General features: G+C 36.6%; 7 protein-coding genes. 5 read left to right on the top strand and 2 right to left on the bottom strand.

Annotation, left to right across the window (positions count from 1 at the left end; all coding sequences use genetic code 11):
- Nucleotides 1–124: 124 nt before the first annotated feature.
- A complete protein-coding gene (locus tag CKV78_RS03865) occupies nt 125–952 on the top strand; it encodes an OmpA family protein (protein WP_005762188.1) in 828 nt (275 codons plus the stop codon).
- Between the two features lie 68 nt (nt 953–1020).
- Here the strand turns inward: CKV78_RS03865 and CKV78_RS03860 are convergent, their stop codons facing one another.
- Entirely contained in the window at nt 1021–1887 is an 867-nt protein-coding gene (locus tag CKV78_RS03860) for a fructosamine kinase family protein (protein WP_005762186.1), read from the bottom strand.
- A 259-nt stretch (nt 1888–2146) separates the two neighbouring features.
- On the opposite strand from CKV78_RS03860, the gene putP reads away from it, so the two are divergent.
- From putP to CKV78_RS03840, 3 genes are all read left to right on the top strand, one after another.
- On the top strand, nt 2147–3646 hold the full coding sequence (gene putP, locus CKV78_RS03855) for a sodium/proline symporter PutP (protein WP_005762184.1): 1500 nt from the start codon (nt 2147–2149) through the stop codon (nt 3644–3646).
- Between the two features lie 59 nt (nt 3647–3705).
- A complete protein-coding gene (putA, locus tag CKV78_RS03850; protein WP_005762182.1) occupies nt 3706–7302 on the top strand; it encodes a bifunctional proline dehydrogenase/L-glutamate gamma-semialdehyde dehydrogenase PutA in 3597 nt (1198 codons plus the stop codon).
- An 827-nt stretch (nt 7303–8129) separates the two neighbouring features.
- Complete coding sequence (locus CKV78_RS03840; RefSeq protein WP_095075283.1) at nt 8130–9236, top strand: hypothetical protein; 1107 nt, start codon at nt 8130–8132, stop codon at nt 9234–9236.
- A gap of 214 nt (nt 9237–9450) precedes the next feature.
- On the opposite strand, the gene CKV78_RS03835 is transcribed toward CKV78_RS03840, so the two are convergent.
- Nucleotides 9451–11046, bottom strand: a complete 1596-nt coding sequence (locus tag CKV78_RS03835; RefSeq protein WP_005762179.1) for an ABC transporter substrate-binding protein — start codon at nt 11044–11046, stop codon at nt 9451–9453.
- 339 nt (nt 11047–11385) lie between these two features.
- Between CKV78_RS03835 and thrS the strand changes: the two genes are divergently transcribed.
- Nucleotides 11386–13320 carry a threonine--tRNA ligase gene (gene thrS / locus CKV78_RS03830; RefSeq protein ID WP_005762177.1) on the top strand — a complete coding sequence of 645 codons (1935 nt, stop codon included), beginning with the start codon at nt 11386–11388 and terminating at the stop codon, nt 13318–13320.
- The last annotated feature ends 154 nt before the right edge of the window (nt 13321–13474 follow it).

The raw sequence follows: 13474 nt of genomic DNA, 5'->3' as shown, positions 1-13474 counted from the left end.
GTTGCTTACTTTGTAGTTTATTAAAGTAAGTATAAAAAATAAGACGATAATAATCTTTTAAAGTATAGCTTGCGATTCTTTGGAATAACAAATTTTAACAACAAAGGTAACGAAGGTAAAACATATGAAATTATCACGTTTATTATTAACAGCAGTTGCTGCAACTACATTAGTAGCTTGTGGAAATTTAAGTAAAGTTACAGATGAAGGTACATCGGATAATTTAGTTTGGCCTAAAATTGATGAGGCAGTATTCAACCATAGCGGAAGCGAATTTGGTTCTTGGCCAAACTGGGATAATGTTCGTATGGTTGAACGTGGTATGAACAAAGACCAACTTTATAATCTATTAGGCCGTCCACACTTCTCTGAAGGTTTATATGGTGTCCGTGAATGGGATTACGCATTTAACTACCGTGAAAATGGCATACATAAAATTTGTCAATACAAAGTTTTATTTGATAAAAATATGAACGCACAAAACTTCTTTTGGTATCCAAATGGTTGTAATGGTAACTCGTCATTCAGCTTAAGTGGTGACTTCTTATTTGATTTCGATAAAGATGCCTTAACAGCAAAAGGTAAAGAGGTTGTTGATAGTGTAGCAACTCAATTAAAATCATCTGGAGCAAAAGAAGTAAAAGTTGCTGGTTTCACAGACCGCTTAGGTTCAGCAGCATACAACTTAGATCTTTCTCAACGTCGTGCGAACCGTGTTAAAGCACGTTTAATCGAACAAGGTGTGAATGCAAATATTAATGCTGTAGGTTATGGTAAGGCTCAGCAAGTTAAAGCTTGTGAAGAATACCCATTCGGTAAACAATTAAAAGACTGTTTACGTCCTAACCGTCGCGTAGAAATTACGGCATCAGGCACTGTATTAAAACAACTTGATACAGGTACAAACGGTGGTGCAGGTAAAACAGGTCCAGCACCATTATATCAAAAATAATTTAGTGAAATAATCTAATATAAAAGGGGCTTAACTGTAAGCCCCTTTCTTTTTTAATTTAATGTTTGTTATAGTGACAATATTTTCTCAATATAGGTTTTTGTTAGTGCTACATAATGTTTATGGAAGCGGTGGCTAAAGTTAAGTAAATAATAAAGCTGATAAACTGGTTTTCTATCAAGATACGCCTCATCAATTGGATAAGTGCGGTCATAATTTTCATAGAATTCTTTTGGAAATGGTTCAAATAATTCTGTGAAAGCTAAATCGCATTCTCTATCTCCCCAATAGCAAGCCGGATCATAAGTCACAATTTCACCTTTTACAGTTGCGCAGTTCTCGATCCATAAGTTACCGTGTAAGAGAGAAGGTGCTGGTTTATGTTTAGCTAATAAACTAGCAACTTTATTTACGATTAAATCGATATCACCAAAATCGAGCTCTTTTTCTTTACATAACTGCAACTGCCAGCCGATACGCTGTTCACTGAAGAAGGTTGCCCAATTAGTTTTCCATTCATTAGGTTGATATTCAGGGCCGAGCCAAGTATCAAAATCGAATCCATAATTTTCAGAACCTTTAATCTGATGGAGTAATGCTAATTTATGACCAAATTCTGCCATATATTTAGTATAGTTGCTTTTATCCATTTCGAGTGCTTCAAGTAATAAAAAGCTTTCTGAAATAGAACAACCTACGCCATATACAGTAGGCACTTTAATAGTATTGGTTTTTGCTAATAAGGCGAGCTGATCAGCTTCAGCTCGGAACATTGATCTAAATTTTTTATCATTCATTTTCACAAAAACTGGTTGGATGCCATCATCAATAATCCAAGCGTTGTGCATTTCACCCGTATGAATTTGTTCTTTATGTTTAATAAAGTAATAAGCACCGAATTGATCTGCTAGTACTTGAGAAATATGTTTCCACATAGCGCCTCCGACGATTGATAACGGTTGTTTTTATAGTCTAAAAGATTGTTAAAAAAATACTGTGATTGAAGTCAAAAAATTTTTAAATCACAATGAAAAATACTAAGAATAAGAAGGAATATTTTTTATATCTACGTTGTGTAAACGGTTTCAAGTGTGATCTAGGTTGTAAATTTGAAAAAACACTGTTGTAAAATTGTTAATATTGTGTGATTTTTATTCTGCCTTTTATCTTTCTCTATTCATCAGGAGAACTTGTATGTTTGGAAATCCAACAATAATGACGTTTACTATTTATATCATTGGTATGTTACTTATTGGCTTTATTGCATATCGTTATACACAAAACTTGTCTGATTATATTCTCGGAGGTCGTCGTTTAGGCAGTTTTGTAACAGGTTTATCCGCTGGTGCATCAGATATGTCAGGTTGGCTATTAATGGGATTACCCGGTGCTGTTTATGCCGCAGGACTTGTAGAGGGATGGATTGCAATTGGTTTGACCATTGGAGCTTATTTAAACTGGTTATTTGTTGCGGGTCGATTACGTGTTTATACTGAATTTAACCAAAACTCACTTACACTTCCTGAGTATTTTCACCATCGTTTTAATGATAGTTCCAAAATTTTAAAAATTATTTCAGCAACAATTATTCTCTTTTTCTTTGCGATTTATTGTGCTTCAGGTGTTGTTGCAGGTGCTCGTTTATTTGAAAACTTGTTTGAAGTGCCTTACCAAACTGCACTTTGGTATGGTGCATTAGCCACAATTGCTTATACTTTCATTGGTGGTTTTTTAGCGGTGAGTTGGACTGATACTGTTCAAGCAACACTAATGGTCTTTGCATTATTCTTAACACCAATTTTCGTATTAATTCACCTTGGTGGGTTTGAAGCTACGCATAGCGTATTAATGCAAGCAAGCGAAGCCGCAGGACGTGATTTTACTGACTTATTCACTGGAACCAGCTTTATTGGTTTATTAAGTTTATCTGCTTGGGGATTAGGTTATTTTGGTCAGCCACACATTTTAGCACGCTTTATGAGTGCGAAAGATGCGCATTCTTTAGTAAATGCACGCCGTATTAGTATTATGTGGATGATTATCTGCTTATTCGGTGCGGTAGGTATTGGTTTCTTTGGCCAAGCTTATTTCTTCTCTAACCCACAAGTTGCAGGAATAGTGAATGCGAATAATGAACAGGTCTTTATTGAGTTGGCTAAGTTACTATTTAACCCTTGGATTGCGGGTATTTTACTTTCTGCGATTTTAGCTGCAGTAATGAGTACATTAAGTTGCCAATTATTGATTTGTTCAAGTGCGATTACAGAAGACTTTTATAAAGGTATGATTCGCCCAAATGCGTCCCAAAAAGAATTAGTTTGGTTGGGTCGCTTAATGGTATTAGTTGTTGCTGTAATTGCAATTTATTTAGCACAAGACCCGAAAAGTAAAGTATTAGGTTTAGTTTCTTACGCTTGGGCTGGTTTCGGTTGTGCTTTTGGTCCCGTAGTTATCTTGTCATTATTCTGGAAACGGATGAATACAGCAGGTGCATTAGCTGGTATGTTAACAGGTGCACTGGTTGTAGTATTTTGGAATGATGTTGTGCCAAACAGTGGCATTTATGAAATGATCCCAGGCTTTATTTTAGCTTGTGTGGCGATTGTGGTTGTTTCTCTAATCACTCCTGCTCCGACAAAAAATGTGGTATCGAATTTTGAGCAAGCAGCTGAAGCTTATCTAGCTCAGAAATAATTGAGAGCGGTGTTTTACACCGCTTTTCTACGATTAACGTTAGTTTGTGAGACAAAATTATGAGTTATCAATTATTACCTAAATTAGTTTCTGTGCGAGAACAACTAAGTAAAAATTATCGTATTGATGAACCCACATTAATGGAACATTTGTTTTCCTTCGCAGAAATAGATTCCCATCTTCAATCTCAAATCCAACAACTTGCTCGTAAACTTGTTGAAAATGTACGTAGCTCACGTAAAAACGCCAGTGGTGTAGATGCATTAATGCATGAGTTTTCTTTATCAAGTGAAGAGGGTGTGGCGTTAATGTGCTTAGCAGAGGCATTATTGCGTATTCCAGACAAAGCGACGGCAGATAAATTAATTCGTGACAAAATTTCAAAAGGTAACTGGCGTGCACATATTGGGCAAAGCCCATCCATGTTTGTAAATGCAGCCGCTTGGGGGTTATTACTCACAGGTAAGCTGGTTTCAACTCATAGCGAAAAACAATTGTCATCGAGTTTAACTAAATTGATCGCTAAAGGTGGAGAACCTTTAATTCGTAAAGGAGTAGAGGTCGCAATGCGTTTATTAGGTAAACAATTTGTGACTGGTGAAACTATTGAAGATGCAATCAAAAATGGTGAAAAACGTTTCCAACAAGGATTCCGTTATAGCTACGATATGTTAGGCGAGGCGGCTTTAACAGAAGAAGATGCAGATCGATACTATCAAGATTATATTAATTCGATTCACGTTGTAGGTAAAAGCGCTAAAGGACAAGGCGTTTATAATTCCTCTGGAGTATCGATTAAATTATCAGCCATTCACCCACGTTATAGCTTATCACAACATCAACGCGTGATTGATGAACTTTATCCAAAAGTAAAATATCTTTTTTTATTAGCAAAACAATATGACATTGGTTTAAATATTGATGCAGAAGAAGCTGATAGACTGGAAACTTCATTTGATCTAGTTGACCGTTTGTTAACTGAACCAGAATTAGCAGGCTTCAATGGCGTGGGTTTAGTTGTTCAGGCTTATCAAAAACGCTGTTTCTTTGCGATTGACTATTTAATTGAACAAGCACGTAAACATCAACGAAAAATCATGGTGCGCTTAGTGAAAGGAGCCTATTGGGACAGTGAAGTTAAACGTGCTCAAGCAGATGGCGCAGAGGGATATCCAGTCTTTACACGAAAAGTACATACTGACGTCTCTTATGTCGCTTGTGCAAAAAAATTACTGGGTGCACAAGATGTGATTTATCCACAATTTGCAACACATAATGCGCAATCACTTGCTACAATTTACCATTTAGCGAAAGGTAAGCATTTTGAATTCCAATGTTTACACGGAATGGGTGAAACCTTATATGACCAAGTGGTGGGTAAAGATCATTTAAACGTGCAGTGCCGTATTTATGCGCCAGTTGGCTCTTATAAAACGCTTTTAGCTTATTTAGTCCGCCGTTTGTTAGAAAATGGTGCAAATAGCTCATTTGTGAACCATATTGTTGATGACACTATTCCTGTTGATTCGTTGATTATTGATCCTGTTGTGAAAGCGAAAGAAACAGCAGGCACAATGCATCCGAAAACACCTTTACCACAAAAATTATTTGGTGAAGAACGAGCAAACTCAAAAGGCTATGATTTGACAGATGCATTAAAATTAACCGAATTACAGACCGCACTTTCTCACTTACAAAACACGCACTATGTTGCCTATCCATTGTTAGATGAAAAATCGGAAGCTAAAGGCGAAGTGCGACAAGTCTTTAACCCTGCAGAAACCACAATGCTTGTGGGTGAAGTGTTTGACGCCACAGAAGTAGATGTTGAAAGAGCTTTTGAGATAGCTAGTGCGCACAAAGAAAATTGGGCTGCAACGCCAGTCGAAGAGCGGTCAAAAATTTTAGAGAAAATGGCTGATCTTATGGAACAAAATATGTCACAGCTATTTGATCTTGCAGTGCGTGAAGCGGGTAAAACCTTAAATAATGCAATTGCCGAAGTTCGTGAGGCTGTGGATTTTTGTCGTTATTATGCACAAGAAGCACGCAAACTATGTACTGAAAATAAACCGAGAGGCATTGTAGTGGCGATTAGCCCTTGGAACTTCCCATTAGCAATCTTTACTGGTGAAGTTTCTTCTGCCTTAGTGACCGGCAATGTGGTGATCGCAAAACCTGCAGAACAAACCTCATTAATAGCTCATTTCGCAGTGAAACTCTTCCAACAAGCTGGCTTACCAGTGGGCGTATTACAATGCTTATGCGGTTCAGGCAAAGTAGTTGGTGAAAAATTAGTGTCAGATCCTCGTGTAGATGGGGTTATTTTTACTGGTTCAACAGATACGGCAAGACGTATTAACCGCAATCTTGCAAAACAACAGAAACTAGTTCCACTCATTGCAGAAACTGGGGGGCAAAATGCAATGATAGTGGATAGTTCAGCTTTAGCGGAACAAGTAGTGGTAGATGTAATTAGTTCTGCTTTTGACTCGGCAGGGCAACGTTGTTCTGCGCTACGTGTATTATATATACAAAATGATATTGCTTCATCAATGTTAACGATGTTGAAAGGTGCTATGGCAGAATTACAAGTAGGTAAACCACAGTCTTTGAATACAGATGTTGGTCCTGTGATTGATAGAACCGCTCAAGCCCGTTTATTGCAACATATTGATGAAATTAGCAAAATTGCGAAGGATAAATTCCAAGTATCTATCGATCCTGAAATAAATAAAAATGGTATTTTTGTGTCACCAACTTTATTTGAAATTGATAGTATTCATCACTTAAAACAAGAAGTATTTGGACCTGTTCTACACGTTATTCGTTTCGAAGAAAAAGATTTACATAAAGTCATTGATGAAATTAACTCAAGTGGATTCGGCTTAACAAGTGGTATTCACAGCAGAATTGATGAAACCATTAACAATTGGTTAGAAGGAGTAAAAGCAGGTAACTTGTATGTCAACAGAAATACGGTAGGCGCAGTTGTAGGTGTTCAGCCATTTGGTGGTCGAGGCTTGTCTGGAACGGGACCGAAAGCGGGTGGCCCATTCTATTTACAACGCCTAATGCATACCTCAGAATGGAAACTTTCTCATCTCATTTTAGGTAAACCTGTCAATTTATCTGCATTGGCAACAAAAGTGCGGTCAATTTTTGATAAGAATCAGCAAGATGAATTATTGGAAATTCTACGTCAATTGGAATACAAATCACCGCTTAATCACAGGTTCAATATGAAAGGCATTACAGGTGAGGACAACTGTTTGCGCTTTGAACCACGCAATTACATTGCAATTGGAGAAGGTGATTTATTGTCACAAATGAAAGCACTTATTGCAATTAGCGCTGCGGGAGCTAGAGCAGTCGTTAGCCCTGATTCAGAATTGGCTAAATATCAAAGTCGTTTGGTGGAGTATTTGTATGTTACCGAATTAAGCCAATTTAATAATGTTGGATTAATGGTTGTCTTATCTCCAATTTCAGCACAGCAGAAAATAAATTATGCCGAAAGGGATGGTCAAATTTTAACTTATGTTGAGAATCTTTCTTTAGCTCTATCAGTATTTCCGCTTATTTATGAGAAATCAATTAGTGTAAATACAACAGCTGCAGGTGGCAATACAAGCCTTATGGCAGAGGTTGATTAGCTAAAACGTTTAACCTTTAAATAAGTCAAAAAGTGAGCAATTTGCTCACTTTTATTATTATAATTTTAAGATTAAGCTATCAAAAAAACAAAAATCGTTTTATCATATAGACATTTTGTATGAATAATAGAGTTGTTTGATGACCCAGAAAATGAAATATGATTATCCCTATTTTAGAGTAATTTTTGGATTTCCTAGTGTTGCGTTTGTACTTCCTATCTTGATTCAATTACTTTTATTTAGAGACTACAGTCTTTGGGTGTCGGGTATGGAAACTATCGCTGCATTACTATCTGCACTAGTTTGTTGTTGGCGTAGATATACTCAAGATAATATCTACATTGTTTTGATTTGTCATACAATATTTGTATATTTATCTCTATTATTTTCTTATAACGATATATATATGGCACTATTCATTCTTATTCCATTTGGTATTTTAGGATTTATTATTGCATTTACAAATATTGTTTTCCTCCTGCCAGATTCTAATGATAGAAAATAAATTTGAACGAAGAACAGCCTACTTGATAGGCTTTTTTTATAATAAGAGTTTTTTATACTAATTATAGGGCTCATCTCATATATCTTAAGATTATTTATAGCAGTCTTTTTAGCTATTTTGTCATCCTTCCAAGTGCTACTTTTCCTATATACGTATTTGTATATAATTAAACTTACGTTTTATAACCCTAAAACTTTCAAAGTGCGGTCTGTTTTTTATGAAGTTTTCACGATAGTGTTTATAGTGTCTTATTGATGAATAATAGTAGATGATAAACAAAGTATTTTATATATAACAAGTGAGCTTTATTTCTGAGGAAGGTATGAATATGGTGAAAAAGATAACTTATCTATTGGGATTGTGCTTATTAACCTCTTTTGGCGCGAATGCCACCCCTTTAGAAGAAAAACAACGTGCTTTGGCAAATTTGCAAGCTTCACGAGAATATATGGAAAAAATAGCGAACAGCGATTCGCTCACGCCCTTAGAATTTGTCCCGCAACAGCCTCAAAATGTATTTAATCCGGCAGATAAACATAATTTTGTTGCACTTTCGAACCAAATTGAAATTGATATCAACCAATTACAAAGTTTTTTTACTCAAAAACAATCAACCATCACATTTAAAGGATCTTATTATTTTCTGAATATTCCGAAAGAATCGGCCAAATTAGCGGAATTACTTGGGTTAGAAATGGATTATTTTATGCAAAATCCACAATTGCACCCCCTTTTTACACCAACAAGTATTGAATTCACCGACGGAACTCAAGAAACTCATTTTGACTATTTTTCACCTTCAAAAATTTTTGAAGATAAAAATCTTGATGGCGAATTATTTGAGCATTATTTATCTGAAATTGAGAAAGCAGTTTATGCAACAAAAGATAGTGAATACACACAAGTTGCGTTTGATGTATACAAACCCATAAAACAAATTTCTTTTCAGGTAGAGTTACCATTAACACAATATAAATCCTACTTAGTTAAAGATATTCCTATGACAATTCACTCCCAATTAGGGGATATAAAACTTATGAAAATTATTGGCAATGCGGTGGTATATCGTTTACCAACGGAAATGGTTGAAAATGTGATTGTTCATGGAATATATCAAGATGGTAGAGCATTATCCGGTATTAATTTAAAAACAGAACCATTATTAACTGAAAGTGAAAAGTTATATCATCGCCAATTAGCGAATTTGTTTAAAGAAGCGCATCATCAAGTTACTCAAGGCAAAATTAAAGCCGAAGAAAGTGCAATCAGACAATTTTTCCAAACTCGCCAGCCATTTCCACCTGAAGTTGATGAGAAAAAACGTTATACGCAGGTTACTCGTTATTATACCGGCGATGTATCACAAGTCGTTTTTCAAGTACCAGAGAAAACAGAAAAACGGAAATTTGATGTAGTCTATTCTTTTTAGCTTAAAGTTCTTCAACGAGAGCTCAGAGAAAAGAAGTTATCTAATAATAAGAATTTGAGCAATGAAAAGATACAAGGGGTACAGTCTGTCTCCTAAATTGAATATACAGCTATATCATTTCAAATCAATATGATTTTTCTTGCTGACTTTCATTTATCTTTTCTAAAAACAAACCGCACTTTATTCCTAAAGTGCGGTATTTTTTACAAATTTTTTAATCTTCTAGCTTAGTGCCATAGAAGTAGCTATAACCAAATGGGCTTTGTTTATAGTCTTTCACGCGAGGGCTAAGAGCCGTGTTAGTGATTGAGTGTGCAATAGTGATCCAAGGGGCTTGTTCCTTCGCAATCACTTGAGCTTTTTTGTATAGCTCTGCTCGTTCCGCTTGGCTAGATAAGCTAATCGCTTTATTTAATAATGCATCAAATTCAGCGTTGCTCCAGCGTGCGTAGTTGCTATTGCCAATATTTTCACTGCCTAATAGTGGCGATAAGAAGTTATCAGGATCGCCATTATCACCTGACCAACCGTAAGTGCCAGCGGTGAGCTCGCCTGCCTTGGTGCGTTTAATGTAATCACCCCACTCGTAGCTGACTAATTTTGCTTTCACTCCAGCTTTTGCCCAGTCGCTTTGGATGACTTCTGCCATACGGCGAGGGTTTGGATTGGAAGAACGTACTACAGGCTGTACCCAAATTTCAGTTTCAAAGCCGTTTGGATAACCTGCTTCAGTTAAAAGCTTTTTCGCTTTTTCGATATCAAAAGGATAGTCTTGAATGGCATCATTATAGCTCCAAATAGTTGGTGGCAAGATATTCTTCGCTATTACGCCAGCACCTTGATAAACAACGTCGATAATAGCTTGTTTATCTGTCGCATAGTTTAATGCTTGACGGACTTTCACATTATCAAATGGTGGTTTTTCAGTATTAAATGCGACATATGCAATATTTAAGCCTTCTTTTGACATTAATTGCACTTTAGGATCGTCTTTCATTTTGGCTAAATCAGCAATATTAGGGAAATCGATCATGTGGCAACTACCAGCTTGTAATTTTGCATAGCGAGTGCTTGCATCAGGCACGATATCAAAAATTAAGCGGTCAATTTCTGCTTTCGGTTTCCAATATTCTGGGTTGGCTAAGAAACGGATTTTTTGCTCAAGTTGATAGCCTGTAAAGATGAAAGGACCCGTACCAATTGGTGTTGTATCGATTTTTTCAGGTGTACCTGCTTTCATCATTTTGTCAGCATATTCAGCAGAGTAGATCGAGATAAAATCCATTCCTAAACTGGCTAAAAATGTAGCATCGGGTTTGTTCAATGTAATTTTAACGGTGTAATCATCAACTTTTTCAACGGATTTCAACAGCTTTGGAAACTTCATCGCATTGAAGTAGGGATAAGTGCCTTTGGATACAGAATGATAAGGGTGAGTTTTATCTAATTGTCGATGGAAAGAGAAAATTACGTCATCAGCATTAAATTCTCGACTTGGTTGATATTCTTTTGTTGTATGGAATTTAACCCCTTTGCGTAAATTAAAGGTGTAAGTTAAGCCATCATCACTAATTTGCCAGTTTTCGGCAAGGGCCGGCTCAATATCTGTTGAACCACGTTTAAACTCAATCAAACGATTATAGACTTGTTGTGAGCTGGCATTATAAGAAATACCTTCCATAATGAGTGCTGGGCTAAAGCTACTTGGCGCACGGCTTACGCAGTTAATAAAGGTTTTATTAGCAGCTTGAGCGGTGTTAATGGCAAGTAAGCCTGCCGCAATTAAAGAAAGTTTTGTGGTTAATTTCATTGAGCCTCCTCGTTGTGAAATAGCGCTTCAGCAATATAAAGGGCTATATTAAAATAACTTGATAGAATGGACAAAAGAACTTCGGGTTTTAATTTATAACGACTTGCTATAAATGTGAACGATTAATTATAGTTAAATCACCAAAATGTGGAATTATCGACAATCTTTGTTTGATTTGTTCAAATCTAAATCGCCAATCAAAATGAAATATGCTAGAATTTTCTACCGCACTTTTGTCTTATTCAGAGTAGGAATGAGCCTAAAGTGCGGTTTATTTTTGAGAAATTTTAGTCAAAACAAGTAACCTCTCGTATGGGTTACCACTGTAAAGGAAAATGTATGCCTATTATTACTTTGCCTGACGGTTCACAGCGTCAGTTTGAACAACCTGTTTCTGTGATGGATGTTGCAGCTAGCATTGGTGCTGGTCTTGCAAAAGCTTGTATTGCTGGTCGAGTGAATGGCGAGCGTAAAGATGCTTGTGACGTTATCACAAATGACAGTAGCCTAGAGATTATTACCGCAAAAGATGAAGACGGTTTAGAAATCATTCGTCACTCTTGTGCGCACTTATTGGGTCACGCAATTAAGCAATTATTCCCAAATGTGAAAATGGCGATTGGTCCAACAATCGAGAACGGTTTTTATTATGATGTTGATTTAGACCGCTCTTTAACGCAAGAAGATTTAGATGCGTTAGAAAAACGTATGCTTGATCTAGCTAAAACTAATTATGATGTAGTGAAAAAAGTGGTGAGTTGGCAGGAGGCTCGTGATACTTTTGAACAACGTAGTGAGCCATATAAAATGGCAATTTTAGATGAAAACATTGCTCGTTGTGACACACCTGCACTTTATCATCACGAAGAATATATCGATATGTGTCGAGGTCCACATGTACCAAATATGCGTTTTTGTCATCATTTCAAATTGATGAAAGTGGCAGGGGCATACTGGCGTGGTGACAGTAAAAATAAAATGTTACAGCGTATCTATGGTACAGCTTGGGCTGATAAAAAGCAGCTAAGCGAATATTTAACGCGTTTAGAAGAAGCGGCAAAACGTGACCACCGTAAAATTGGTAAAGCATTAGATTTATATCATATGCAAGAAGAGGCTCCGGGCATGGTGTTTTGGCACAATGACGGTTGGACAATTTTCCGCGAACTTGAAACTTTTGTTCGTACTAAATTAAAAGAATACGATTATCAGGAAGTAAAAGGTCCATTTATGATGGATCGCGTGTTGTGGGAAAAAACAGGTCACTGGCAAAACTACGGTGACTTAATGTTCACGACACAATCAGAAAATCGTGAATATGCGATCAAACCAATGAACTGTCCAGGTCACGTTCAAATTTTTAATCAAGGTTTGAAATCATATCGTGATTTACCAATCCGTATGGCTGAATTTGGTTCTTGTCATCGTAATGAACCGTCTGGTTCACTACACGGTTTAATGCGTGTACGAGGTTTCACTCAAGATGATGCACACATTTTTTGTACTGAAGATCAAATTGAAAGCGAAGTAACCTCTTGTATCAAAATGGTTTATGACATTTATAGCACTTTTGGTTTTGAGAATATTCAGGTGAAACTGTCAACTCGTCCAGAAAAACGTATTGGTGCAGATGAAATGTGGGAGCGTGCAGAAGCTGGTCTTGCAGCAGCATTAGCACATAACGGTCTTGAGTATGAAATTCAAGAAGGTGAGGGGGCATTCTATGGTCCGAAAATTGAATTTGCATTACGTGATAGTTTAGATCGTGAGTGGCAGTGCGGTACAATTCAGTTAGACTTTGCATTACCAGGTCGCTTAAATGCATCTTATGTTGCAGAAGATAACGATCGCCGTACTCCAGTAATGATTCACCGCGCGATTTTAGGTTCGATTGAGCGTTTTATTGGTATTATTACTGAAGAATACGCAGGTTTCTTCCCAGCATGGTTAGCACCAACACAAGCAGTCGTGATGAATATTACTGATTCACAATCTGAATATGTACAAAAAGTGGTGAAGACTTTATCTGACGCAGGTCTACGCGTGAAATCAGATTTACGTAACGAAAAAATTGGCTTTAAAATCCGCGAACATACCTTACGCCGTGTTCCATATATGCTCGTTTGTGGTGATAAAGAAATTGAAGCGGGCAAGGTGGCAGTTCGTACTCGTAAAGGTGCAGACCTTGGCACATTCACTATTGAAGAATTTTTAGATATTCTGAAAAAACAAGTTCGCCTTCGTGAACTAAAATTGTTTGGCGAAGAGTCGTAATTTCATAATTCATTAAAAACACCGTTTGTATAAAGATAAACGGTGTTTTTTTATGGAAAACAGAGAGTACTGTTTATTCACGATGTGATACTTTTATTTTTAAGTGAACGATACCCTTCAAATTTTAGACACAAAAAGCCGTTATTAAAACGGC

The sequence above is a fragment of the Pasteurella dagmatis genome, from assembly GCF_900186835.1.
GTDB classification, from domain to species: domain Bacteria; phylum Pseudomonadota; class Gammaproteobacteria; order Enterobacterales; family Pasteurellaceae; genus Pasteurella; species Pasteurella dagmatis.
Note: the sequence above shows the minus strand (reverse complement) of the source record. Positions and strands in the feature narration are given on the sequence as shown.

Bases quoted from the DNA above. Each gene is read 5' to 3' on its own strand.
- thrS (WP_005762177.1), top strand. From the start codon at position 11,386: ATGCCTATTATTACTTTGCCTGACGGTTCACAGCGTCAGTTTGAACAA.
- CKV78_RS03835 (WP_005762179.1), bottom strand. From the start codon at position 11,046: ATGAAATTAACCACAAAACTTTCTTTAATTGCGGCAGGCTTACTTGCC.
- putA (WP_005762182.1), top strand. From the start codon at position 3,706: ATGAGTTATCAATTATTACCTAAATTAGTTTCTGTGCGAGAACAACTA.
- putP (WP_005762184.1), top strand. From the start codon at position 2,147: ATGTTTGGAAATCCAACAATAATGACGTTTACTATTTATATCATTGGT.
- CKV78_RS03865 (WP_005762188.1), top strand. From the start codon at position 125: ATGAAATTATCACGTTTATTATTAACAGCAGTTGCTGCAACTACATTA.
- CKV78_RS03860 (WP_005762186.1), bottom strand. From the start codon at position 1,887: ATGTGGAAACATATTTCTCAAGTACTAGCAGATCAATTCGGTGCTTAT.
- CKV78_RS03840 (WP_095075283.1), top strand. From the start codon at position 8,130: ATGAATATGGTGAAAAAGATAACTTATCTATTGGGATTGTGCTTATTA.